This window comes from Streptomyces griseoruber, assembly GCF_001514205.1.
Classification (GTDB): domain Bacteria; phylum Actinomycetota; class Actinomycetes; order Streptomycetales; family Streptomycetaceae; genus Streptomyces; species Streptomyces griseoruber.
The window spans coordinates 280,562-303,136 of sequence record NZ_KQ948776.1 but is presented as its reverse complement, the minus strand read 5'-3'; the positions used below and the strand labels follow the sequence as shown (position 1 = coordinate 303,136).

The 22,575-nt window shown below is 71.3% G+C and carries 23 protein-coding genes and 1 pseudogene; 8 read left to right on the top strand and 16 right to left on the bottom strand.

All coding sequences use genetic code 11. The features are described from left to right. Positions 1-160 precede the first annotated feature (160 nt). A complete protein-coding gene (locus tag AQJ64_RS46735; RefSeq protein ID WP_079062065.1) occupies positions 161-1,102 on the bottom strand; it encodes an STAS domain-containing protein in 942 nt (313 codons plus the stop codon). 380 nt (positions 1,103-1,482) lie between these two features. Here AQJ64_RS46735 and AQJ64_RS31800 point away from each other — a divergent pair, with 380 nt between their 5' ends. Beyond that, the gene (locus tag AQJ64_RS31800) at positions 1,483-1,791 is read left to right on the top strand and encodes a hypothetical protein (RefSeq protein WP_397805266.1); all 309 of its coding nucleotides are present in this window, start codon (positions 1,483-1,485) and stop codon (positions 1,789-1,791) included. A gap of 261 nt (positions 1,792-2,052) precedes the next feature. Here the strand turns inward: AQJ64_RS31800 and AQJ64_RS31795 are convergent, their stop codons facing one another. From AQJ64_RS31795 to AQJ64_RS31770, 6 genes are all read right to left on the bottom strand, one after another. Continuing rightward, positions 2,053-2,403, bottom strand: coding sequence for a MerR family transcriptional regulator (locus AQJ64_RS31795; RefSeq protein ID WP_055632456.1), 351 nt, complete (start codon positions 2,401-2,403; stop codon positions 2,053-2,055). Between the two features lie 521 nt (positions 2,404-2,924). Further along, entirely contained in the window at positions 2,925-3,239 is a 315-nt protein-coding gene (locus AQJ64_RS31790) for an SCO5918 family protein (protein WP_055632455.1), read from the bottom strand. A gap of 74 nt (positions 3,240-3,313) precedes the next feature. Next, positions 3,314-3,661 (bottom strand): CBS domain-containing protein, encoded by a 348-nt coding sequence (locus tag AQJ64_RS31785; RefSeq protein ID WP_206189636.1) that lies wholly within the window; start codon positions 3,659-3,661, stop codon positions 3,314-3,316. Between the two features lie 266 nt (positions 3,662-3,927). Further along, positions 3,928-5,430, bottom strand: coding sequence for a DEAD/DEAH box helicase (locus AQJ64_RS31780; protein WP_206189635.1), 1,503 nt, complete (start codon positions 5,428-5,430; stop codon positions 3,928-3,930). Positions 5,431-5,662: 232 nt separating this feature from the next. Then, positions 5,663-5,866, bottom strand: coding sequence for a cold-shock protein (locus tag AQJ64_RS31775; protein WP_055632454.1), 204 nt, complete (start codon positions 5,864-5,866; stop codon positions 5,663-5,665). A 1,043-nt stretch (positions 5,867-6,909) separates the two neighbouring features. After that, the gene (locus tag AQJ64_RS31770) at positions 6,910-7,323 is read right to left on the bottom strand and encodes an SHOCT domain-containing protein (protein ID WP_055632453.1); all 414 of its coding nucleotides are present in this window, start codon (positions 7,321-7,323) and stop codon (positions 6,910-6,912) included. 754 nt (positions 7,324-8,077) lie between these two features. Between AQJ64_RS31770 and AQJ64_RS31760 the strand changes: the two genes are divergently transcribed. The 3 genes and pseudogenes from AQJ64_RS31760 to AQJ64_RS51240 all read left to right on the top strand — a co-directional run. Beyond that, a complete protein-coding gene (locus AQJ64_RS31760) occupies positions 8,078-9,412 on the top strand; it encodes a diacylglycerol/lipid kinase family protein (protein WP_055632478.1) in 1,335 nt (444 codons plus the stop codon). Beyond that, the gene (locus AQJ64_RS31755) at positions 9,402-9,932 is read left to right on the top strand and encodes a potassium channel family protein (protein ID WP_055632451.1); all 531 of its coding nucleotides are present in this window, start codon (positions 9,402-9,404) and stop codon (positions 9,930-9,932) included. Before AQJ64_RS31760 ends, AQJ64_RS31755 begins: the two co-directional genes overlap by 11 nt. Positions 9,933-9,935: 3 nt before the next feature. Continuing rightward, positions 9,936-10,250: pseudogene (locus tag AQJ64_RS51240) on the top strand (class II glutamine amidotransferase domain-containing protein); the annotation flags it as partial. A gap of 220 nt (positions 10,251-10,470) precedes the next feature. Here the strand turns inward: AQJ64_RS51240 and AQJ64_RS31750 are convergent. The 9 genes from AQJ64_RS31750 to AQJ64_RS31710 all read right to left on the bottom strand — a co-directional run bounded on the left by AQJ64_RS31750 (position 10,471) and on the right by AQJ64_RS31710 (position 20,539). Further along, a complete protein-coding gene (locus AQJ64_RS31750) occupies positions 10,471-11,445 on the bottom strand; it encodes a sugar phosphate isomerase/epimerase family protein (protein ID WP_055632450.1) in 975 nt (324 codons plus the stop codon). Continuing rightward, positions 11,442-12,050: a nucleoside deaminase gene (locus tag AQJ64_RS31745; RefSeq protein ID WP_055632449.1), complete on the bottom strand. Its 609-nt coding sequence runs from the start codon at positions 12,048-12,050 to the stop codon at positions 11,442-11,444. The genes AQJ64_RS31750 and AQJ64_RS31745 overlap by 4 nt, the downstream gene beginning before the upstream one ends. A 16-nt stretch (positions 12,051-12,066) precedes the next feature. Beyond that, positions 12,067-13,593: a GMC oxidoreductase gene (locus AQJ64_RS31740; RefSeq protein WP_055632448.1), complete on the bottom strand. Its 1,527-nt coding sequence runs from the start codon at positions 13,591-13,593 to the stop codon at positions 12,067-12,069. 59 nt (positions 13,594-13,652) lie between these two features. After that, the gene (locus AQJ64_RS31735; protein ID WP_055632447.1) at positions 13,653-14,798 is read right to left on the bottom strand and encodes an ROK family transcriptional regulator; all 1,146 of its coding nucleotides are present in this window, start codon (positions 14,796-14,798) and stop codon (positions 13,653-13,655) included. Further along, positions 14,792-16,240, bottom strand: a complete 1,449-nt coding sequence (locus tag AQJ64_RS31730; RefSeq protein WP_240512506.1) for a carboxylesterase family protein — start codon at positions 16,238-16,240, stop codon at positions 14,792-14,794. The genes AQJ64_RS31735 and AQJ64_RS31730 overlap by 7 nt, the downstream gene beginning before the upstream one ends. A 5-nt stretch (positions 16,241-16,245) precedes the next feature. Beyond that, on the bottom strand, positions 16,246-17,127 hold the full coding sequence (locus tag AQJ64_RS31725; protein ID WP_055632446.1) for a carbohydrate ABC transporter permease: 882 nt from the start codon (positions 17,125-17,127) through the stop codon (positions 16,246-16,248). Next, positions 17,124-18,044, bottom strand: a complete 921-nt coding sequence (locus AQJ64_RS51825) for a carbohydrate ABC transporter permease (protein WP_055632445.1) — start codon at positions 18,042-18,044, stop codon at positions 17,124-17,126. The genes AQJ64_RS31725 and AQJ64_RS51825 overlap by 4 nt, the downstream gene beginning before the upstream one ends. Before the next feature lie 7 nt (positions 18,045-18,051). Continuing rightward, positions 18,052-19,350, bottom strand: a complete 1,299-nt coding sequence (locus AQJ64_RS31715) for an extracellular solute-binding protein (protein WP_055632444.1) — start codon at positions 19,348-19,350, stop codon at positions 18,052-18,054. A gap of 382 nt (positions 19,351-19,732) precedes the next feature. Then, on the bottom strand, positions 19,733-20,539 hold the full coding sequence (locus AQJ64_RS31710) for a hypothetical protein (RefSeq protein ID WP_055632443.1): 807 nt from the start codon (positions 20,537-20,539) through the stop codon (positions 19,733-19,735). Between the two features lie 203 nt (positions 20,540-20,742). Between AQJ64_RS31710 and AQJ64_RS31705 the strand changes: the two genes are divergently transcribed. Genes AQJ64_RS31705 through AQJ64_RS31690 form a run of 4 tightly spaced genes read left to right on the top strand, consistent with a single transcriptional unit; the run spans position 20,743 to position 22,573 of the window. Beyond that, positions 20,743-21,174 carry an Asp23/Gls24 family envelope stress response protein gene (locus tag AQJ64_RS31705; protein WP_055632442.1) on the top strand — a complete coding sequence of 144 codons (432 nt, stop codon included), beginning with the start codon at positions 20,743-20,745 and terminating at the stop codon, positions 21,172-21,174. 36 nt (positions 21,175-21,210) lie between these two features. Beyond that, positions 21,211-21,438, top strand: coding sequence for a hypothetical protein (locus AQJ64_RS31700; RefSeq protein ID WP_055632441.1), 228 nt, complete (start codon positions 21,211-21,213; stop codon positions 21,436-21,438). Continuing rightward, positions 21,435-21,881 (top strand): hypothetical protein, encoded by a 447-nt coding sequence (locus AQJ64_RS31695; RefSeq protein ID WP_055632440.1) that lies wholly within the window; start codon positions 21,435-21,437, stop codon positions 21,879-21,881. Before AQJ64_RS31700 ends, AQJ64_RS31695 begins: the two co-directional genes overlap by 4 nt. After that, positions 21,878-22,573 carry a DUF6286 domain-containing protein gene (locus AQJ64_RS31690; protein WP_055632439.1) on the top strand — a complete coding sequence of 232 codons (696 nt, stop codon included), beginning with the start codon at positions 21,878-21,880 and terminating at the stop codon, positions 22,571-22,573. The genes AQJ64_RS31695 and AQJ64_RS31690 overlap by 4 nt, the downstream gene beginning before the upstream one ends. The last annotated feature ends 2 nt before the right edge of the window (positions 22,574-22,575 follow it).

The window sequence follows — 22,575 nt, the reverse complement described above, 5'->3', positions numbered from 1 at the left end:
CGTGCGCCCGAAAGCTCTCGGTACGTCCCACGCTACTCCCGGCCGTGGGCGGACGGTGCGGCGCGCAGCCGTCGCCCGCGGACACGCCCGTACGTACGGCGTGTGGGCGGAGCGGCCGCACCGGCCGGTACGGCCGCCGGCTCGTCGCTCCGCCGCCCGATCACCGGCCTGCCGGGGACGGCCCTTCCGCCAGCAGGATCAACACGCAGGGGGCGACAGGACCGGGCAGCCCGACGACCACTCCCATGTTCTGCCAACCCCAGGACGAGAAGGCGGTCTGTCCCGCACGGTCGCCGGGATGCAGCAGGGTGACCCCGAGGGGGGAGCGCAGGTCTGTGAGCAGACGCTGTTGCAGGCGGCGGGCGATGTCGCGGTGCTGAGCGTGCGGATGGGCCACGACCTGGGTGAGGACGACGAACCGCGCGCGGGAGGTGAGCCGTTGGACGCTCTCCTGAAGCGACCCGCCGGACCCCCGGCGCCCGGAACTGTCAGGGCCCACCGGAAAACCGAAGGCGCAACCGACCAGCACCGTCGTCTCGGCGAGCAGCAGTGCGAAGCCGGGTCGGTGAGCACTGATCGCCAGGCGCCGCAGGAAGTCTCCACGGTCGTGGTACGCCTCGCCGGGGGTACCCGCGACAGACTCCGTGGCCAGGTCCGCGATGTCCTCGCGCACCCCCTCGGCCTGCCAACGGGTCAGCCGGCGAAGACGGATCCCGTCCTTGAGGACCGGCTGATCCGACCGGCGACCGGGGATCGCGGGCGCCCACGCGGCTACGGGACACCCGGGGGCCGCGAGGAGCAGCGAGGCGGATCCGGTGACGGCGAGGAGCTGGGTGATCTGCGCGCACGGGTGGTGCAACGACAGGGAGGCGTGTACCCGGTCGGCGCGCCGTGACGCCGACAGGAAGACGTCCAGGCCTCTGGCGTCGCAGGAGCCGACCGTGGTGAGGTCGATGTCGATCACGGTGACGCCGTCCCGCAGACACTGCTCCAACACGGCCCGCAGCAGCGGTGTCGTGGCGGGTCCGATGTCACCGGCGAGCGTGACGAGCGTACGTTCCCCTCGGTTCCGCCGATGGATGTCCAGCCGGGAGAGGGTCATCACGCCTCCCCGCGGCACGGGGCAGGGCCGGAACGGGTACGCGGTCCCGGCGCGGCCGTGGACAGCTTGCGCCCCTGTGCTTCGACCGCGGCGGACATGATGCCGACCCGTCTCCGCGCCGACCACTGCGGCGGCCCGGATTCGTCTCTCGCCGGGGACGACCCGGCGCGGCGGCCGGAGTGCGTGATGCCCTCGGTACCTCAACCGTACGCCGTCCGCAACCGGAAGCGGCTGCGGGCGAGGGGCCAGGAGTACGGTGGGGAGCGTCGAGGGTACTTCGTACACCGGTGACAGAGCTGGTCTCGTCCTCGGCGCGCGCGACAGAGGCGCCGCGTGACACCGCACGGGCCGTTCCCGCGGCCCGGGACAGGTTCGGCACGATGACCACCGACACCCTGCACCCACCGTACTCATCCCTGATGGTGGACGACCCGGATGACCTTCCCGACGAGGGCAGGGTCGAGATCCGCATCGTCTCGCGGGACGCCGAAGCGGCCCGGCAGGTCGCGGACGCTCTCCGGCTGCTGTTCGCCGGGGGCGAGCAGCGCAGCTATCCGGCGCTCCCGTCGGGCGAGGGGACACGTCTGCATCTCACGCTCGACCCCGCGCGGGCCGCCGGCCCGCTCCGCTCCTGGCTGGAGGTCAGCAGGCCGCCGGTCGACCGCACGCATCCGGGCGAGACGGCGTGAGGCGTGGGGCGTGAGGCGTGGGGCGTGGGGCCGCCGGGCCGGCCGCCGCCCGACGAGTCCCGACCGTGGCGACTGCTCACTGCTCCCCACCGGACCAAGGGCCGTCATGACGACCACCCCTCCGCTCCACTCGCCTTCCGTCAGGCTGCGGCCCGGGGCGCAGTGCCAGGGGGGGCGGCTCGGCCCGGCGTATCGACGGGCCGGGGCGGTGTGGGCGCTGTCCGGGGACACAGGACTCGAAGCTGCTGCGTACTCGGGTGATCAGCTCGAACCGGGACTGGAACTGTCGGACGTCTCGTTCGCGGCACGGCGGTACTCGGCGTTGATGCGCTGAGCCTCCTCGAGTTGGTCCTCGAGGATGATGATGCGGCAAGCAGCATCGATCGGGGTGCCCTTGTCGACGAGTTCGCGGGCGCGAGCGGCGATCCGCAGCTGATAGCGCGAGTACCGGCGATGTCCGCCCCCCGAGCGCAGCGGAGTGATCAGACGAGCCTCACCGATGGCTCGGAGGAAGGCAGGGGTCGTACCGAGCATTTCGGCGGCCCGGCCCATGGTGTATGCGGGGTAGTCGTCGTCTTCCAGACGATCGCTGAGTGGAGTATCTGCTGCCATGTCACCTCGTTGAGCAACGCGTCGAGGGGCCCTGGTGCCGTACGGCACCAGGGCCCCGAAGGATATGAAACACCATCTGTCGGCCCTAATGCTCTGCCGACCTTCTGTTTCCGCTACCCGTCCCCGTGCGGGGAGGGGTGCGGGGATCGCGGCTGCGTGACCGGGGACCACCATCCATTCCGGGGTCTTGCGGTACCCGGACCGAGGGCTCCCCGGGCCGGGCGATCCTGATGGCGTCTGCTCCTCCGTTCTTCCTCCGAGTCGATCGTCGACCTGCGAACTTGCGTACTGCTACCCGCCAGTTCGTGTCTGCCGGGTCTCTCTTGACCGTGTCAACAAGAAAAAGAGTAACCATGCCATGCGCCAATGTCTACTCTGGCAAGAGTAGATTTTTTGCGTTCAGTGGGCACAGGCGCAGGCGCAGGCACACCGCGCAGGTGCGGGCAATACGACGGTGAGGCCCTGCCGACGCGCGTCGGCAGGGCCTCACCTGGTCCTTGATGGCGGTCTTCCGCCTGATCTCATCCGTCCGTAGAGGCGGTTCCCCCGAGCAGCGCCGAAGCGGTCCGGAGCGGAGTGGGAGTACCTGCCGGCGCACGCTCGGGGTACCCGTGGCAGGTGAAGCCGAGGCGGGTCATGGCCCGCAAGACTTCGCCGCCCGTGAAGTCGCGGCGGTCCTGCCGCGTGACGATCTGGCCCACCTGCTTGATCGGGTAGCGGCGGCGGCCGATGGTCACGGACTCACCCGTGACGAGCTCGGGTGTGACGCCCTTCATCGAGGCCAGCACTCCGTTCTTGGTCAGCTCGAACGGGTACCGGGCGATGACACAGCGCATGACGCCTCACAGGGAAGACAGGGAAGACAGGGAAGACAGGGAAGAAGGGCAACGGGCCGACCGGGGAGAGTGGATCAGCCGGCGAGGGCGAGGACGCCCGAGAGCCGGCCGTGCAATCCGACGGTGCCCGGACGGGCGCCGGGCGAGTCGAGAGGTCCGGGGAGGATGTCCCGTAGACGGATCCGGTCCGTGTAGGCGGGGCTGTTGTGGAGAGCGGCGAGCCGGGCCAGGGTGATCAGGCCCGTGCTCTGGTCGTCCCCGTCGCACAGGACGAGGTGATCGACGCCGGCGCCGGCCATGAGGGACAGAGCCACCTCGACCGTCATGTCGTCACGGACCCGAGGTGCGGACACACGTCTGTCGTCGGCCACGGCCGTGGGGGAGCGGTCCGTTGCCTGGTGCTGCGGCTGAGCCGTCGTCATGGGTGTCTCCTGCCGGAAAGGGACGGAACGGGACGGAAACGGGCGGGCGGATGATCAGGGTGGCCCTGGGGCCCTGTCGTCACCTTCCCGTCCGCCGCGCGACGCCCGGCACGCCCGAGAGCACGCAGCGGACACCGCACGGCCGCCCTTCGGGCGACGACGGGAAGGTGACGCCAGGACCTAGTGCCGCGGCAGGCAACGTTCGCCCCGTCGCGACGCCCGGCACGGCGCCGCTCCTTGACGGGCAAACGGTGCCTGCCGCGGCACTAGGCGGCCGAGCCGAAGCCGGTCTGCCGCTGTGTCCTGCGGCGCGCCGCTTCGCCGACGGGCCGGCCCTGGCCGGCGTGGCCCCGGCGACCGCGACGGCCCCGGGACGGCGAAGACGCGCCGCCGGGACGCTCCACGGCCGGGGCGGTGATGACGACCGGGACACCCGAAGGGGCCTGGGCGCCGGTGATGCGGCTCAGCTCCGCCTCGCCCGAGCGCACCTGGGCGACCCGGGGGCTGATGCCGGCGGAAGCCATCAGCCGGGCCATGCCGCGACGCTGTCCAGGGGTCACCAGGGTGACGACGCTGCCGGACTCTCCGGCGCGGGCCGTACGGCCGCCGCGGTGCAGGTAGTCCTTGTGGTCGTTGGGCGGATCCACATTGACGACCAGGTCCAGGTTGTCGACATGGATCCCGCGCGCCGCGACGTTGGTCGCCACCAGTGCCGTCACATGCCCGCTCTTGAACTGGGCCAGGGTCCGCGTCCGCTGCGGCTGGGACTTGCCGCCGTGCAGGGCCGCGGCGCGGACACCGCTGCTCAGCAGGTGACTGGTCAGCTGGTCCACGGCGTGCTTGGTGTCCAGGAACATGATCACTCGACCGTCCCGCGCCGCGATCTCGGTGGCCGTCCGGTGCTTGTCCGTGTCATGCACGTGGAGGACGTGGTGCTCCATCGTGGTGACCGCGCCCGCCGCCGGGTCGACGGAGTGGACCACCGGGTCCGTCAGGTAACGGCGGACCAGCAGGTCGACGTTGCGGTCCAGGGTGGCCGAGAAGAGCATCCGCTGCCCGTCGGGTCGCACCTGGTCGAGCAGGGCGGTCACCTGGGGCATGAAGCCCATGTCGGCCATTTGGTCGGCCTCGTCGAGGACCGTGATGCCGATGTCGTCCAGCCGGCAGTCGCCCCGGTCGATGAGGTCCTTGAGCCGCCCGGGCGTGGCGACGACCACCTCGGCCCCGGCGCGCAGCGCACCGGCCTGCCTGCCGACGGACATCCCGCCGACGACGACGGCCATGCGCAGGCTTACCGACCGTGCGTACGGAGTGAGCGCCTCGGTGACCTGCTGGGCGAGCTCGCGGGTGGGGACGAGGATGAGGGCGAGCGGCTGGCGTGGCTCGGCACGCCGGCCCGCCGTACGAGCCAGTACGGCGAGGCCGAAGGCGAGCGTCTTGCCCGAGCCGGTGCGGCCACGCCCGAGTACGTCACGCCCCGCCAGGGAGTTCGGCAGGGTCGCCGCCTGGATCGGGAACGGCACGGTCACCCCTTCGTGGCCGAGCGTGACCAGGAGCCGCGCGGGCATGGCGAGCTCGGCGAACGACTCGACGGCGGGCAGCGCGGGCGTGATCGTCTTCGGTGGCGCGAACTCGCCCTGTACGGCCCGTCCGGCCTGGCGGCTTCCGTAGCCCTGCGAACGGCGCTGACCGCCGGAGCGGTTGGCACCGGCGCCTCCTCCGAAGCGGTCATATGTGCGAGGTGTGCGAGATGTGCGGGCATGCTTCATGGGGAACCTCCTTGATGGGGCACGTATCAAGGAATTTCCGCAGCAGATGAAGCGGCGCAGACAATCTCGAGACGAGCCAAGTCGATATGCGGGCGAGTCGGACCGACGGGGAATGGTTCACCGGCCGATGCCGTAATGAGGCCTTCCCGTCGCGCGCCCTGAAAAGCAGCGAGCTGGGGCCCGCACCCCAGAGGTGCGGGCCCCAGCTACGAAGTACGCGTCAGCGCCGGCGTCAGGCGGGAACGATGTTCTCGGCCGTCGGGCCCTTCTGGCCCTGCGCGATGTCGAACGAGACCTTCTGGCCTTCCGACAGCTCGCGGAAGCCCTGGGCCGCGATGTTCGAGTAGTGGGCGAAGACGTCGGCGCCGCCGCCGTCCTGCTCGATGAAGCCGAAGCCCTTTTCCGCGTTGAACCACTTCACGGTGCCAGTAGCCATAACAAGTTCTCCTTCGGAGGCGGTGATGGAATTCGCCCTGCGCGGATTCCGTGTCGCCGTGATGATTACCCCGTCGGAAATGAACCTTCTGGCAACCACACCTGCAACCGAGATCGACAGTAGCACGGTGTAATCGACCCTGCTGGTCGAAGTTTTCACCCTCGGCCGACGGCCGAGGAATAGTCTCCGCGCCCTGCACCTATTTCTCCTGTGGCGGACACAGATATTGCCTTCCGCGGGCGCGGCGTTTCCTGCCGTGCGCTTCCGCCCACGACCCTGTGACCTCCGGCGACGGAAGATGTGCCGCTGCCGTCGTTGTCGGGGCACGGCACGACGAAGACTCCACCACCCGCGATGAAGGTCACATGTCCCGGCGCCCGCCGGCGCCCGAGGCAAGGCCTCGACGACGGGAACGGCCAAGCCGGGCGCGTCCAGCCGTCCGGCCACGAGGGGTCCGGTGTCACCCGCGGTACATCGCCGTCCGGTTCCCCTTCGCGTACACAGCCGTATGCGGTGCCCTGGTCGGGTGTGACGAGGCGGTGTGTGTCCATGCCGGGCGGGGTCGTTGCGGCACCCGTGACCGGCACTCAGCCGACGGGAGGGCACGGGCCTGACGTGCTCTCCCCCGTCGTCCGGCGAGTCGAGGACAGCCGACGCGAGACCAGTGCGTAGGCGGCGGTGACCCCCGCAACCGCCACACCGGTCCAGGCACCACCGCTCATGCTCCGGCCCTCCGGGCCCGCCCACCGGACACCCCCGGTGGATCGTCGCCCCCTCCGCCGTCGCGGCAGCGCTGCCGGACCCCGCGAACGCGCCGGTCGCCTCCTTCCACAGCCATGTGGCCTCCTCGACCGGTTCTCGGTCATTGCGGACCCTTCACGGTGTGTCGGCCGGCGCCCGGGCCGTGGCGATGCCTGTCGGAGGGACTCGAAGCCGGCGTTGACGGCAGTGGATGGGGTCGAACCCTTGGCGGTGTCGAGCGGTTCGACGCCTCCTCCGAGGCGGCGCCCACGGCGTCCTGGGCCCGCGCGTGCACGCGCGGGTCAGTGGAGGACCTTCTCCTTGGCCCGGCGGTACTCCTCGTCGGTGAGGTCGCCCCTGGCGCGGATCTCGGAGAGCTTGGCGAGTTCGTCCGCCTCGCTGGTGCCCGCGCTGCCTGCGGTCTCGCGGATGTACCGCTCCGTCCGCTCCTGCTGGGCCCTGGCATGGCTCTGTTCGCGCTTGCCCATGTCCTTGCCTCGGGCGATGACGTAGACGAAGACGCCCAGGAAGGGGAGGACGATGGTGAAGAGGAGCCATCCGGTCTTGGCCCATCCGCTCAGGTCGTCATCACGGAGGATGTCGACGATGACGCGGAAGAGCAGGACGATCCACACGATCCACAGGAAGATCCACATCATCGTCCAGAAAGCCCCCAGGAGGGGGAAGTCGTAGGCCAGGTTCACGCTGCTGCTCATCGCTTCTCCTCTGGGTGTCGTCCGCCGGGACCCCGGCGGATCTGCCCGTGGGTCCCACCAGGAGGCGGACAGGACTCACCGACAGCTCCAGGCCGCCTTCGTGCCATTCGTCCTCGGTGCCGGGGGCGATCGCCACGAGCGTTCCCCGGACCTTCTCCAGCGGCACACCGGCTTCCGCGGCGGTGCCGATGTCGAGGAGACAGGAGGGGGCGGAGGCATCCATGACCACCGCTTCGGCGAGGGCGGCGACGCCTTCGGCGCCTGTCGCTTTCCGGGCCACGGTTCACGTTCCCTTCCTGGGCGTGGCGTGGTGTGGTGCACCTTCGACCTTCATGAGAGCCGGGCCTGCCGTGGACCGCCTCACCCGGAAGAGGTGATCGGCCGGTCGCCGGCGGTCGGGTGCTCCGGTGCCTCGGAGGCTGCGCGGCGGAGCGGGCGCAGGAGCAGCACGAGGACGGCGAGCTCGGCTGCGCTCAGGGGCCGGACATCGCTTCGGCCGGGTGAACCCGTGCCGGACCGGACCGCGCGGCGGCCGTGGTTCCCCGCCACCGGACGTCCTGCCGCAGGCAACCGACCGCTGATCGCCGACCGAGCCGCCACCGGACCGGGCCACGGACCCACCGGCCTGCGCGCGGACCGCTTCCGCCCGTCGTGAGGGAGGCTCGGTCCGAAGAATCCCCCGGGGCGGGTGATGGCGGACCGGGTGGCGGCACGGTGGCATGGTCCGAGCGCACCCCGCCCGTGGGAGGTCGAGATGTCCGGTAGCCGTTCCGCGCTCGCTCCGCACTGGGCCGCCCGCATGGCTGTCACCGCGGGCCTCGGGGCGATCGTCGTGCTCCTGCTGTTCGCCGGGCTCGACAGCCTGCTGCTCGTCCTCGTGGGGGCCGCCGGGCTGGCGGTGACGGCGGCGGGGGTGTGGTGGGCGCTGGTACACACCGGTCCGGTCAGAGCGCTGGCCGCGTTCCTGGCCTTCGCCGCCCCCGCCGTCGTGGTCGTGCTCTACGTGGCGGCCGGGCTGCTGTGGGTGGTGCTCGTCTCGCTCGCGCTGTGGGTCCTGGCCGTCTTCTGCGGCCGGGTCGCGCTGGCAGGCGCCGAGGCCGCCCCGGCACCGTCCCCGGAACGCCCGGTGGCGCCGCCGCGGCGGCCATACCTGATCATGAACCCGCGTTCGGGCGGCGGCAAGGTCGGCCGATTCCGGTTGCGGGAGAAGGCCGAGGCACTCGGCGCCGAGGTCCTCGTCCTGGACGTGACGCACCAGCAGGACGTGGCCGCGCTCGCCCGCCGCGCCGCCGACGCGGGCGCCGACCTGCTCGGCGTCGCGGGAGGCGACGGCACGCAGGCCCTGGTCGCGGCCGTGGCGGCGGAGCGCGACCTGCCGTTCATGGTGATCTCCGCCGGTACCCGCAACCACTTCGCGCTGGACCTGGGGCTGGACAGGGACGACCCGTCGACCTGTCTCGACGCACTCACCGACGGCGTCGAACTCCGCATCGACCTGGGCTTCATCAACGACCGCGTGTTCGTCAACAACGCCTCGTTCGGTGCCTACGCGGCCGTCGTGCAGAGCCCCGCCTACCGCGACGACAAGGTCCACACCACCCTGCAGATGCTGCCCGATCTGCTGACACACCAGTACGGCCCACGCCTCGCCGTGCGTGCCGGGGGCACGACCGTCGAGCAGCCACAGGCGGTACTGGTCAGCAACAACCCCTACCGGACGGACGACCCGGCCGGACTGGGCCGCCGGGACCGGCTGGACTCCGGCAACCTCGGGGTGCTCGGCGTCAAGGTCGACAGCGCGGCACAGGCGGCGGGAATGCTCCGCGGCCACCGTGCGCCCGGGCTCGCGCAGTTGACCGCCCGGGAGGTGGTCGTCGACGCCGATGCCGACGCGATCCCGGTCGGCGTGGACGGCGAGGCCCTCACCCTGCCGACTCCGGTGCGGTGCCGCATCCAGCAACGCGCCCTGCGGGTGCGGGTCCCCCGAGACCGACCCGGCGTGCGGCGCGGCAGACCCCCGATGGATTGGCGCAGGGTGCGGCGACTGGCCCTGACGACGATCCGGAGAGCCGAGGGACATGGTGGATGACCGCGCAGGAGCCGGCCCTCGCGCGGCCCTGTGGGCCGTGGCGCGGTCGATCGGTGTGCCGGCCGGACTGGTCGTCGCCTACTACCTGCTGCCCATGGACGGGCCATGGGGCGTCGGCCCGGTGGCCGGCCTCGTCCTCGGCCTGATCGCGGTGACGGCGCTGTTCCTCTGGCAGGTGCGTGCGATCGTCGGTTCCCCGCACCCCGGACTGCGTGCGGTGGAGTCGCTCGCCGCCGTCGTCACCCTGTTCGCGCTGCTCTTCGCCACCTCGTACTTCCTGCTGGAGCGGGCCACACCCGGCAGCTTCACCGAGCCCCTCACCCGTACCGACGCCCTGTACTTCGCGCTCACCGTGATCAGCACCGTGGGCTTCGGCGACATCACCGCCCGCACCGAAACGGCCCGCGTCATGACGATGATCCAGATGGCCGGCGGAATCCTGCTCGTCGGGATCGCGACCCGGGTGGTGGTCAAGGCCGTCGATACCGGCAGGCGGCGACGGGACCCGAAGAGGTGGTAGCCGATATGCCGGTGGCTCGCCTGCGCAGGAACGCCCGTCCTGCTCGACACCGTGCTCCACGAACCGGTCCACTCGCTGATCGACCGGAGCCTGCACTCCCGGACGGGAGTCGAAACGACCAACGGCGACGGGTCCGGCGTCGGCCGGTACGCACCGGACGACGGCACCCCCGCGGTCGTCCGGGACACCGGCCCGGCACGGAGCGATCGCCATCTGCGGGAGATCGCCGACCAAGTCCGGTCCCCGCTGTTCTTCGCTCACCTCCGGGCCACGACCGGCACCCTGACGGTCGCCGTGACCCACGGGCAGCAGACGTGGGCCTTCCGCCACTCCAGCCAGGGAGCCTCCCGCCCGCTGTACTGCACCCGAGAGCAGCTACGGCGTGGTGGGGCCCGGAGCGGACGACCTGCTCCCCTTCGCCCCACAACCCGCTTAGTGTGCAGCGACTTCGTCGCCCGCCGCCGGGAGCGTGCGTCAGCAGCCGGTACCGCCCTTGACCTGGCGCGGGGTGCGTGCGGTCAGTGCCCGGCAGGAGCCGTCATGCCTGGTCCTTTCGATGTGCGGCGGCGTGGTCGCCGACCGCCGGCCACGTCCGGGCCTCGTCCACAACGGCCTTTCCCGTCCGGAGAGCGGCAACGGGATCAGCCGCCTCGTCCAGCTCGATGAGCGCGATTCCGGCGCCGGGCGTACGGGACATCGCCTCGGCCCACGCTCTCCAGTCCACGATGCCGGTGCCCAGTTCGGTCATGTAGGGCTGTTGCCGGGCGAAGACCGTGTCGTCGATGGTGAGGTGGACGTCGATCGGCTTGACGGCGTCCTTCCAGTGCGCGAGCGCGATGCGCTGGGCGTGGCGGCGTGCGACGGCGACGGGGTCACCTCCCCCGAGCGTGATGTGGCAGGAGTCGGGGCACAGCCACACATGGCGCGGGTCGGTCAGGGCCATGAACAGGTCGATGTCCCGCTCGTACCACAGGGTGCTGTGGGACTCCGTGTGGAAGGCGAGCTTCACGCCGTACGGGGAGACGGCCTCCCCGACCACGTGGGCGATGTCGGCCATCCGGGTCATGTAGGCGGCGTCGACGAAGAAGGGCGGGCGGGTTCCGTACGTCGTCCGCATGGGCAGCCCGGCGACGAGGAGTTCCGCCCCCGCCTCGGCGAGGAAGGCGGCGCGTCGCTCCGCGTCGGCGACGATCGCGGGCAGGTTGCCACCCTGCCGCCAGTCGGGCGCGTCGCTGCCGGCGATGAACGCGCTCACCACGGACAGGCCGCGGGCCGCGAGCTCACGGCGGAAGGAGGCCGCGCTGCCGAAGGCGCGCAGAGCCGAGTCGATGTCGCCGGGCGCGAAGGTCAGCTCCAGGCCGGTGATCCCGGCCTCCACCAGCGCGTCCATCACTCGTTCCCAGAAGGGCCGGGGATGGTCGCGGGCCCAGTCGCGCAGGGCTTCGGCGGAGTCCAGTCCCCAGAAGTCCGGGTGGTAGAAGGTGACGACGTCCGTCGCGAAGCGCGGTGTCACCGGGCACCTCCGCGGGCGTTGTAGACGACGACACCGTCGGCGTCGACGGCGTCCCGGTAGCCGCGGAACACGGCGAGCGCTTCGTCCCTCAGCACGTCCCGTACGACCTTGATGCCGCGTCCCTCGAACTGCTCGGCCCAGTCCGCGCCCAGCGGGCCCTCGTCGAAGGTCGTGATCTCCTCCAGGTCCGGCCCCTCACCCGCAACCACGAGACCACGCACGCCGGACCACATCGTCGCGCCGTAACACTGCACGCACGGGCGCCAGTTCACGACCAGCTCGTGCGCCGGCACGCCCTCCCCGCCGAGGTCCCAGCCGCCGGTCGCCGTCTGGGCCAGTCCGAGCGCGACGACCTCGGCGTGCGCACTGGAGACCCCGGCGGTGAGCACCACGTTCACGCCGACCGAGACGATTCGGCCGGTGTCCCGCTCGGCGACGAGTGCCGCGAACGGGCCGCCGTTGCCCTCGCGCCAGTTGCGGTCGGCGAGGCGGTGCACGAGGCGCATCCGGTCGTCGCGGTCGGGGATGGCGGCGGGCACATCGGCGAGTTCGTCGTCGATCCACGCGGGCAGCGCCACGCGGTATTCCTTCGGTATGTCGATCACGGGTTCCGGATTCCTCTCAGTGGGCGGCGGGCGTGGTGACGCGTTCGGCTACGGCGCGCGCGGCCCGTACGGCGGTCACCGCGCCGGCCAGCGTGACGTTGGCGGCCATGGCGGTGGGGATCACGCCGTTGCCCGCCAGGTACAGATTGTCGAAGTCCCACACCCGGCCGTCGGGGTCGCACACGCAGGTGCCGTCGTCGGCGACACCGGCCCGGACGGTGCCGGTCTGGTGCAGCGACGAGCCGGGCGGGAGCAGGGCCAGTTCGGTCTCGGGATCGAACGGGCCGAACTCCTCGGCGAGCGAGCGGACTTCGTCGAGTGCCCGGCCGATCAGTGCGCGGTCGGTGTCGGAGTAGCCGAACTCGACGGTGATCCGTGGCATCCCGGCGAGGTCGGTGCGGGCTTCCGAGAACACGAGCCGGTTCTCGGGGCGTGACTCGACGGGGGCGTACAGCGACAGGCCCACGGAGTGCGCCAGGGGGCGGCCGGCCTCGTCCACATACGTGCGGTTCATGATCTGCCCATGGAACGGCTGCGCCGCTCCGTTCCGCGGCAGCCAGAGCGAGTCCGTGGCGAACTCGCCGGGGCGCGGCAGGGGCAGGGCGTCGAGGCCGAGGCCGAACCGGTCGAGGTCGAGCAGCACCCGGGCGCTGATGAACGCGTGCTCGTTGAGGTGACGCCCCAGTGCCTCGGGCCGTATGCCGGACGCGAACAGCAGCTGTGGGGTGCGCAGCGCGTCGGCGCACACCACCACGGCGTCCGCCAGGAGTTCCGCCTCGGCACCGTCGGCCACGCGACGCAGCCGGGCGCCGGCGACCCGGCCGCCCGGGACGATGAGCGACGTCACCAGCGTGCCGGTCACCAGGGTGAAAGCCGGGTCCCCGCCCACCGCGATCGGGGGGAAGATCGTCCCCGGAGCCGTGCGCGGCATGGGTCCCGCCGGTGTCGCGGTGACCGCCATGGGCATCGGCTGCGGCTGCCGGTCGTCCGGTCCGACGCCGTCGAGGCGCCGGCCCAGTACGTCCAGCACCACCCGGCCGATCCGGGTCGGCCCGATCGCGGAGGGCGTGACCGCGAGCAGTCGGCGCGCGGTGTCCAGATCCGTCGCCCAGCGGTCCGGGTCGCCGAAGTCGAACGCCTCGTCCCCGGCGGGCCAGGGGGTCGCGGCGGTCCAGTGCACGCCCATACCACCCGCGTTCCACGCGAGCGCGGCGGCCGGCATCGCCTCGGCGTCCTCGCCGAAGGCGAGCGCGTGGAACATGCCGGGCGGGAGGCCGGTGATGCTGTCCACGACGTCGCGCACCACTTCGGCGCCCGTGTACAGGCCCTGGACACCGGTGGCGACCCGGTCGTTGTAGCGCGACCAGAGGGCCGGGTCGTCGAGGTCGTGCAGATGCAGGCCGGGGGCTGCGCCGATCGGGTTTCCGCCATCGACCATGGTGATGTCCAGCGCTGGATCGGTGTCCCGCAGCAGCCGGGCCACGACGGATCCCATGATGCCGCTGCCCACGATGAGAACGCCGGTCCTACGGGTGCCGGTCATGGTCGGACTCCTGTCCTGTGTCACTGGGGGTGAGGGGAAAGCGCGGGCGGGGTGCACGATCACGCGCGCGGGACGAGCGGGCCGAACAACTCGGTGTCCATGTGGTCGAGGGCCAGCTTGACGGCGCCGACGAGAGGGGCGTCGGAGCCCAGTACGGTGGCGCGCAGCTTGACGGCGGGGGTACGGGCGCCGCGCATCGTCTCGCGCACCCGGGGCAGCAGCACATCGGCCGCGTCCTCCAGACCGCCGCCGAGCACGATGAGCGACGGTGCGACCGTCCACGACAGGGTGGTGAGGATCGACGCGATGTTCTCGACGAACTCGCCGACCTCCGCGAGCGCCGTGGCGTCGCCGGCCCGCGCCGCGTCGAATCGGCTGAGCGCGACCCTCCGCCGCTCCGGGTCCGGCGAGGTGAGCCCCGCCACGGGGCGGTCCTCTACCGAGCCGGCCGGCAGCGACACCGCCTCGACGATCTCGCCCGCCGCGCCGTCGAGACCGCGGTGCACCTCACCGCGGATGAGGATGCCGAGGCCGGTCCGGTTCCCGAGCATCGCCCACACGACGTTGTCGTGGTCACCGGCCACACCCCGCCAACGCTCGGCGAGCGCACCGAGATTGGTGTCGTTGTCCGCGAACCAGGGCATCTGGATGCGCCGCCCGAGTTCCTCGGGCAGGTGCACGCCTTCCCAGCACGTGGTGTGCACCAGACGTCGTACGACGCCGTCGTCGTCGATCGCGCCACCGCTCGCGATCGCGCCGGCCCGCAGCCGGTCGGCCGACCCGCCCGCGTCGTCGAGCGCCTCCAGCACCAGCGCCGCCGCGTCATCGAGCGTGGCCTGCGGATCCTGATAGGCGCGCAGCGGCCGGTACGCCCGGCCGACCATGCGGCCGCGCACGTCGGCGACGACTGCGGACACGTCCAGGGTGGTGATGCGCACGGCCGCCAGCAGCGCGTGGTCGGCCCGCAGCTCGTATCGGCGAGCCGGGCGCCCGGCGCAGCCACTGGTCCGCACCCGTTCGAGTTCGCTCACCCAGCCCGCGTCGACGAGCGAGTCCATGATGAGTTCGATGGTGCGGCGGGACAGGCCGACCTGCTCCGCGAGCTCGGCCAGCGTCACCGGCCCGGCCGACACCGCCAGCGCGCGAAGGATCACCGAGGTGTTGACCCGTCGGACAGCGCTCTGGTTCATCCCGGGCATCAGCATTCCTCCGCCGCACCGGGCAACGCCGCACCGGACCCCGCCGGTACCACCGGGTCGAACACGCCTGTGGTGTCGGCCGTCGGCGCCGTCCCGGGCCTGCCGTACTCGCGGGCGGGGTCGCCGAGCCTCCCGGTCGCCGGCTCCCAGTCCGGCGACCGGCCGTGGACGAACGCGACCAGGTCGGAGTGCATGGACCTGGCGAGTTCGGTGGGCGGCCGCGCTCCGAGGGCCTCGGCGGTACCCGGAGCGTCGAGTACGTCGAAGAAGAACGGGATGTCGACGCAGTGCGAGGCGCCACCGAGTAGAGGGGAGGGCCATTCGAAGGAATACAGCCAGGTGCCGGCGGTGGTGTCGCGACGCGAGGCCGCTGCGCGCGGACAGGCGGCACGGAACAGGGTGTCCGTCACACGGGTGCCCGCCGCGCGGGCGGCGGCATTGCGGATGCCCGGGGCGCCGCCGTCGAACTCGTCGCCCGTCGCTCCGAGCAGCAGCGGTACGTCGTGCCCGTGTACCGCCAGTCCATCGGCGATGGGCACCGGAAGGACGTCGTCGCCGACGACCGGACCGAGCACGAGCGGGTCGTCGCCGAGTTCGCTCCGCAGCAGACTGACGGCCTGCTGAACGCGTTCCACGGTGAGGCCGCCGAAGCCGGCGCGCGTCGGCGGCACTGCGAGCTCCTCCCCGAGCCGCAGGACGAAGTCACGCGCGGCGTCTTCGCCCACCTCGAAGAAACCGCCGGACAGACTGACCGCGCGGTGGAAGCGGCCGCTGCCCAGGGGCGAGGAGAGCAGGGCGAGCACCGCCCCGCCTCCCGCCGACTGGCCGGCGACGGTGACCCGGCCCGGATCACCGCCGAAAGCGGCGATGTTCTCCCGCACCCAGTCGAGCGCGAGCAGCAGGTCGCGCAGCCCGAGGTTCGCGGGGACGCCGTCCAGCGGGGCGAAACCGTCGACGCCCAGCCGGTAGCCGACGGTGACGCAGACGACACCGTCGCGGGCGAAGGCGCGGCCGTCGTACCACGGGCTGGCCGGGCTACCCGCCAGGAAGCCGCCGCCGTGGATCCACACCAGCACCGGGAAGGGCGCACGGTCGTCGTCCGCGTCGGGAGCGACGACGCTGAGGTTCAGCACGTCGTCGCCGGGCACCGAGGGCTCCGGGATCGTGGTCGTCTCGAACGGGGGTGCGACCTGGGAGGTGGCGCCGTGCCGGGACGCGTCGAACGGTTCCGTGAACCGGCCGCGGGGGACCGGGGCCGCGAACCGCCGCGCACCGACGGGTGCTTCGGCGAACGGGATGCCGAGGAAGCGCCGCACCCGGCCGGAGCGGCGGCCGACGACCGTTCCTGCGGGAGCACGTACGGTGACCGTCGCCTGGGGAACCCCTGCGCCGGGCTCGTCGAGTGAGCGCATCCGGTCGTCCATCCGGTCGTCCATCGGGTCGTCCATCGGGGTCACCGCATTCCCGTCCCGGCGATGCCCTGCACGAAGTAGCGCTGCAGGAGCAGGAAGAGCAGGAGCACCGGCAGCATCACGACGATGGCGCCGGCGAGCATCAAACCGTAGTCGGTGACGTGTGCGGCGGCCTGGCTGGTGGCGGCGAGGCCGACCGGCAGCGTGTAGCTGGAGGTGCTCTGGGCGACGATGAGCGGCCAGATGAAGTTGTTCCACGAGAAGAGGAACGACATGATCGTGATCGTCGCGACAGCCGGGCCTGCCATCGGGAGGAAGATCCGGAAGAAGATCCGGAACTCGCCCGCCCCGTCGATCCGGGCCGCTTCCAGCAGTTCGTCGGGGATCGACATGCCGTACTGCCGCATGATGAAGACCGACAACGGCAACGCCATACCGGGCAGAGCGATACCGGTGAGGGTGTCCGCCAGGCCCAGGTCGACCGTGATCACGAACTGGGTGACGAACACCGTGGTGAACGGCACCATCATCGCCGCCATGACCGCGCCGAACGCGATCCGCTTGCCCGCGAAGTCGAGCTTCGCGAGCGCGTATCCCGCGGCCGACGCCGCCATGATGTTGCCGGCCACCACGATGATCGCGACCACGATGCTGTTGACCAGGAACCGACCGAAACCCTCGGTCTGGAACAGCCGCACGAAGTTGTCGAGAGTGACGTGGTGCGGGAGCCACGCACCGGGGTCGGAGCGGATCTCGTCCAGGCTGCGCAGCGAGCCGCTGCCCACCCAGACGAACGGCAGCATCGTGAGCAGCGCACACAGCACGAGCGCGCCGTACAGCAGGGGACGGGCGACGGACCGACGGCGCACGTGCGTCCGGGCGCCTGCCATCTCGGCATTCCGCGGTGCGGCGATGGTGGTCATGCGCGGGGCCTCAGCAATCGGAACTGGACGATGCTCACCACCGTCACGAGCAGGAGCATCACGAAGGACGCCGCCGAGGACATGCCGAACTCGCCGGCCCCGAACTGGTGGTAGGTGTACAGCGCCACCGACTCGGTGGAGCCCAGCGGGCCGCCGTCGGTGAGCAGATACGGCTCGTCGAACACCTGGAGATAGAAGACGGTCAGCAGGACCGACACCAGGAGGGTGGTGGGCAGCAGCAGGGGCAGGGTGATGTGCCTGAGCTGCCGCCACCGGTCGGCCCCGTCGAGGGAGGCGGCCTCGTACACGTCCTTCGGAATCGCCTGCAGACCGGCGAGGAACAGCACCATCGCGATGCCGAAGTTGCGCCAGACACCGAGCAGGATGACCACGGGCATGGCCAGGTGAGTGTCGTCCAGCCAGTTCGGTCCGGCGAAACCGACGGCGCCGAGCACCTTGTTGACGGTGCCGTCGGCGTTGAAGGCGTACTGCCAGATCAGCGCCACCGCGACGACGTTCGTGACGACCGGCGCGAAGAAGACGGTACGGAAGACGCCGCGCATGCGCCGGATGCCGGAGTTGAGCGCGACGGCCAGCGCGAAACCGGTCCCCATCGTCAGCGGCACCCCGACGGCCACGAAGAGGACGGTGTTGAGGATGTCCCGCAGGAAGCTCGGGTCCTCCGACAGCCGGACGTAGTTGTGCAGTCCGGTGAAGTCGACGGCGAGTGGATGACGCAGATCAGCGCCCCGCAGATCGGTCAGGCTGAACCCGAGCGCGGCGACGGTGGGTATCGCCGTGTAGAGCAGGAACACCAGGGTGAACGGCGCGAGGAACAGCCAGGCGACAGCTGTTCGGCGGGCGCCCCGGGGCCGATGCGCCCTGCGCGGCGTCATCGGTCCGATGGCGGCGGTCATCCGGGGATCACCCGTTGCCCGTGCCGAGGCTCTCGGCGTACGACTGGACGTTCGCGGCGGCCTCTTCGGCGGTCCCCTTGCCCTTGGCCACGGCTTCCATCTCCTTGCCCAGCCGGGTGGCGACCTGCTGCCAGCTGCTCACCTGCGGAAACGCCCTGGTCTTCTTCAGCTGCGCGAGGAAGGCGTCCAGCAGCGGCTGGCTCGCGATGGCAGGGTTGGCCCAGGCGGAGACGACGGCCGGTAGCGAGCTGTACGCCTTGTACTGCGCGACCTGGGTGCTCGGCTCGGAGAGGTACCGGATGAGCTTCCACGACGCGTCCGCGTTGCCGCTGTCGGCGAGCACGCCCCAGCTGCCTCCGGCGGAGAAGGAGACGCTGCCCGACGGCCCGGCGGGCAGCGGTGCGGTGGCGACGTGGGACGCCGTCCAGCCGTCCTTCTTCGCGACCGTGTCGAGCTGACCGACGGTCCACGGGCCGGTGATCATGCAGGCGGTCCTGCCGGACACGAAGTACGGCTGCGCATCGAGGAACGTGGGCCCGCTGGTGTCGGCGACGCCCGAGGTGAAGAACGACGCGTTGTACTTGAGGGCGTCGATCATCGCCGGCGTGTCCAGCGTCCACTTCCCGCCGGACGAGAGCAGCGAGCCGCCCGCCTGCCACGCGTACATCGCGACGTCCTGGCCGTTGAAGATGTCCCAGCCGATGTCCGCCCCGAGGCCGTGCCCGGCGCCGGCGCGCTGGAGCGCCTTGAAGAACGGAACCACGTCGTCCCACGTCGCCGGCGCCTTGACACCCGCCTTCCTGGCGAGGTCGGAGCGGTAGACGAGCGCGTAGGTGTAGGCGTACCAGGGCACCGTGTAGGCGACGTTTTTCACCACACCGGCGTCCCACAGGCTCGTGAAGAAGACGGACGGGTCGACGAGGCCGTCCGGGACGGGCCGGAGGATCGACGGATCGAGGAACTGCGCCTGCGACTCGGGAAAGAACTGGGCGACATCAGGTCCCTTGCCCGCCGCGATCGCCGACTGGAGCTTGGTGTAGTACTCGGCGTTCGGGATCAGCGTGAACTTCACGTCGAGGTCGGGATTCGCGGCCTCGAAGGGCTTGACGACCTTGTCGAGCACGTCGGCGTCGCCCTGGGCGGCCCAGACGTCGACTGTTCCCCTGGCCGGGGACTTGTCGATGGGCTTGGCGGCTGCGGTCGCGGCGTTGTCACCGCCGCGACCGCAGCCGGCCAGGGCAAAGCTGCCGAGGAGTGCTGTGCCGGCGGTCAGCCGTAGGACACCGCGTCTGGAGGGATTGGACACGCTGGGCTCCTGTCTCATGGGCGTTGAGCACAGTGGAGGATTTCGGGGAAAGTAGCGATTTTGGTCCGATGGGACCTGATGGGGGTGATGGTGCCTTTGCGGCGTTGCAGTGACCGTAGGGGTGATGGGTCGCCGCAGCGTCACCGGCCCGTCACGGCGGAATTTCGGAACTTGTAGCAAAACCCCTTGGGGCCGCATTCGGGCTCTGCACGGCCACGCACATCGCCCCGGGCCCGGTGCGTGCCCTCGTCCTCGACGGTGACGCAGTCGTCGCCGTATGCCGGACAGCCGTGCTGACTCTCTCCGAAGGAGGCAGACGGTCAGGCGCCGCCTCGGAGTTGCTGAGACCGGGCCAGGGAAGGCCGGGGAGGGGTGCGGCTGATCACTGAGGGGCACTCGTCACGGTGACCGGCGAGGTCTGTCGCCAGGCCGCGGTTTCCGTGATGAGGACGGCGACGGTGACCGGGCCCGGGGTGTCAGTGGTGGCTGCCTCGGCCACCGCCTCCCGGACGGCGCGGGCGACCTGCAAGGGATGGTGTCCGGGGCCGACCGCGAGGTGAAGCTCGATGTGTCGGCCGGGTGGATCATCTTGGTCCTCCACCCTGACCGGGCGGCTGCCCGGCACGGCGGTGAGGTGGGCGACGCCCGGCACGCCCGCTGCGACGTCCGCCAGCTCCCCGGCGAGTCCTCGCATGGACCCTGTTCCGGTCACCGGGGGCGAACTCGGCGTGGCCGCAGCGTCCGGCGTGGGCCTCATGGCCGTCGCCGCGGTCCGAGACGTCCCGCCTGCCTCCGGGGCCTCACGGAGATCCGTTACGCGCATGTCAGCCGTCACCGTGGCCAGCCCGAGCCGTTCAGTGGCCGCGCCCAGCAGTGTGCTCCTCAGTTCGTCGGCGGTCTCCGGCAGCGGCCGCACGAGGGATGCGGTGAAGGCGGCCTCGATGGTGAGCGGGCCAGGCGGTAGCGCGCTGGCCGGCGGACGGACGGCCGGCTCGGACACGGGTTGCAGCGGCGCCGACCCGATGCGCAGGGACTCCAGTCGGACACCGGGGACCTCGGCGGCAGTGCGCCCGAGGGCGTGGACCGCCGCTTGCTCGGTGATCCACGTCCCGTCGTGGGGCCCGCCGAGCGGGAGCAGCCGGCCGAGGTCCAGCTGGCTTCGTACTGCCCGCGTCCACGCCTCGGTCACTGGCCCTCTCCCCCTTCTTCTCCACGGCCGCGGTTCTCTTCCCGCGGCGCTCTGCCCGGAGTGTCCGCGAAGGCTCGGGGCAGGGGCCTCACGCCACTCGTCGGACCACCTCGTCTCCCGCTCCACATCCGTACAAAAGGTACTTAAAAAACTATAATCCGAGTAATGGGTGATCTGTGGCCTCGCGAGGGAGGAATAGCCCGATGACTGAGAACACCGGCGTCAGGCTCGGCGCTGCGCCCGGTTCTCGCGGCCGGACGACCATCGCCGATGTGGTGGTGGAGAAGATCGCCGGAATGGCGGCACGGGACGTACGCGGCGTCTATGCCCTGGGCAGCGGATTCGCCCGCTCGATGGGAACCATGCGGGAGCGGATGCCCGGCGCCGGCAGCGGCAAGTCCGCCACGCGGGGGGTCAGTGTCGAGGTCGGCGAGCTGCAGGCGGCCATCGATCTGGAGCTCGTCGTCGACTACGGCGTCTCGATCACGGACGTGGCCGCCGCGGTGCGGGAGAACGTGATCTCCGCGGTGGAGCGGATGGCGGGCCGCGAAGTCGTGGAAGTCAACCTCATGGTCAGCGACGTGAAGCTGCCCGACGAGGAGGACGAAGGGGAGGAGCGGCAGCGGATCCAGTAGCCGGGGCGGCAGCCCGCTTGAGTGAAGGAGCGCGAAATGAGCAGGGCCGTGGTGGGCTTGATGGCCGGAATGGCGCTGGGTTTCGCCGCGTATTTCGGTGACTTCTGGGCCTTCCTGCTGGTGCTGGTGCTGGGCCTGGTCGGTCTCGCGATCGGGCGGTTCATGGAGGGTGATCTCGAACCGGGCGACTTCGTCCGCCGCCGGGACCGCCAGGAGCGGATCCGTGACGACCAGCGACAGGCTCGGGGAGACTGGCGGCGGTGAGCGGGGAAGCCGATGAGCGTCCGGGCGTGCCCCGCGGGGAGCGCGGGGCGACCGCCGTCACCGACCGGGTCGTCGCGAAGATCGCGGCCCGGGTGGCGCGCGAGGCGCTGAGCCGGTTCGCCGAGTCGGCCGGCCACGTACCACCCGGCCGCCGGACGCCACACGTGAGCACATCCGTACGGCGGGCGCCGGAACGGACCAGCGCAGGACGGGACGCCGAGTCCGCCGCCGGAGGGCAGGCGGTGCTCGGCGACGCACGGCTGCACATCACCGTCGAGCTCGGCTATCCGTCCGACATCGGGGCGCAGTGCGCCGCGGTGCGCCGGGAGGTCACCGAGCGGATCAGGGCGTGGGCCGGCATGGAGGTGTCCGACCTCGCGGTATCGGTCGAGCAACTGCACTCGGCGCATACGCGGCACACGGACCGGGAGAGGGTGCGATGAGCGCGAACACCTCGCGGCAGCCGACCGGTGACAGCGACCTCTCCTCCGGTCCGGGACAGGCGGCTCCGTCCGCCGACGGCACCCCGGGGGCGGCAGAGGGCGCTACGAATCCGAAGGTGGTCGACGGATCAGGCCGGTCGGCGCCCCGTTTCTGGTCGTCGCGGCGGATTCCCGCGGCCTTGGCAGCCCTGCTGTCCGCCGCGGCCGTCGGATTTCTCCTGTACGACGTGGTCGCGGTGCGGGCAGGCCGGAATGCGATGCGTTGGCGGCGGCGGCTCGCCGAGGAACTGGCCACCCGGCCCCTGGACGACGTCTGGATGATCGTCGGGGCCGCGGTGGCGATGGCACTCGGCCTGTGGCTCTTCCTGCTGGCGGTGACGCCGGGACTGCGCAGGCTGCTGCCCATGCGGCGGCCCACCGGCATCCCCGGGACAGAGGACGTCCGAGCCGGGCTCGACCGCCGCGCGGCCGCCCTGGTCCTGCGCGACCGGGCCATGCAGGTGCCCGGTGTCCAGTCGGCACAGGTCGATGTCGGCCGCCGGAAGGTGAAGGCCCGGGCACGGGCACATTTCCGCGATCTTGAGGAGGTCCGCGGGGACCTGGACGCCGAGCTGGGCGAAGCCGTGACGTCTTTGGGCCTGGCCCGGCAACCCACACTGGCCGTGCGCGTCCGGCGCCCGAAGAAGGGCTGAGG

Coding starts and splice junctions, on each gene's coding strand:
- AQJ64_RS46735 (WP_079062065.1), bottom strand. CDS start 1,102: ATGACCCTCTCCCGGCTGGACATCCATCGGCGGAACCGAGGGGAACGT.
- AQJ64_RS31800 (WP_397805266.1), top strand. CDS start 1,483: ATGACCACCGACACCCTGCACCCACCGTACTCATCCCTGATGGTGGAC.
- AQJ64_RS31795 (WP_055632456.1), bottom strand. CDS start 2,403: ATGGCAGCAGATACTCCACTCAGCGATCGTCTGGAAGACGACGACTAC.
- AQJ64_RS31790 (WP_055632455.1), bottom strand. CDS start 3,239: ATGCGCTGTGTCATCGCCCGGTACCCGTTCGAGCTGACCAAGAACGGA.
- AQJ64_RS31785 (WP_206189636.1), bottom strand. CDS start 3,661: ATGACGACGGCTCAGCCGCAGCACCAGGCAACGGACCGCTCCCCCACG.
- AQJ64_RS31780 (WP_206189635.1), bottom strand. CDS start 5,430: ATGAAGCATGCCCGCACATCTCGCACACCTCGCACATATGACCGCTTC.
- AQJ64_RS31775 (WP_055632454.1), bottom strand. CDS start 5,866: ATGGCTACTGGCACCGTGAAGTGGTTCAACGCGGAAAAGGGCTTCGGC.
- AQJ64_RS31770 (WP_055632453.1), bottom strand. CDS start 7,323: ATGAGCAGCAGCGTGAACCTGGCCTACGACTTCCCCCTCCTGGGGGCT.
- AQJ64_RS31760 (WP_055632478.1), top strand. CDS start 8,078: ATGTCCGGTAGCCGTTCCGCGCTCGCTCCGCACTGGGCCGCCCGCATG.
- AQJ64_RS31755 (WP_055632451.1), top strand. CDS start 9,402: ATGGTGGATGACCGCGCAGGAGCCGGCCCTCGCGCGGCCCTGTGGGCC.
- AQJ64_RS31740 (WP_055632448.1), bottom strand. CDS start 13,593: ATGACCGGCACCCGTAGGACCGGCGTTCTCATCGTGGGCAGCGGCATC.
- AQJ64_RS31735 (WP_055632447.1), bottom strand. CDS start 14,798: ATGCTGATGCCCGGGATGAACCAGAGCGCTGTCCGACGGGTCAACACC.
- AQJ64_RS31730 (WP_240512506.1), bottom strand. CDS start 16,240: ATGGACGACCCGATGGACGACCGGATGGACGACCGGATGCGCTCACTC.
- AQJ64_RS31725 (WP_055632446.1), bottom strand. CDS start 17,127: ATGACCACCATCGCCGCACCGCGGAATGCCGAGATGGCAGGCGCCCGG.
- AQJ64_RS51825 (WP_055632445.1), bottom strand. CDS start 18,044: ATGACCGCCGCCATCGGACCGATGACGCCGCGCAGGGCGCATCGGCCC.
- AQJ64_RS31705 (WP_055632442.1), top strand. CDS start 20,743: ATGACTGAGAACACCGGCGTCAGGCTCGGCGCTGCGCCCGGTTCTCGC.
- AQJ64_RS31700 (WP_055632441.1), top strand. CDS start 21,211: ATGAGCAGGGCCGTGGTGGGCTTGATGGCCGGAATGGCGCTGGGTTTC.
- AQJ64_RS31690 (WP_055632439.1), top strand. CDS start 21,878: ATGAGCGCGAACACCTCGCGGCAGCCGACCGGTGACAGCGACCTCTCC.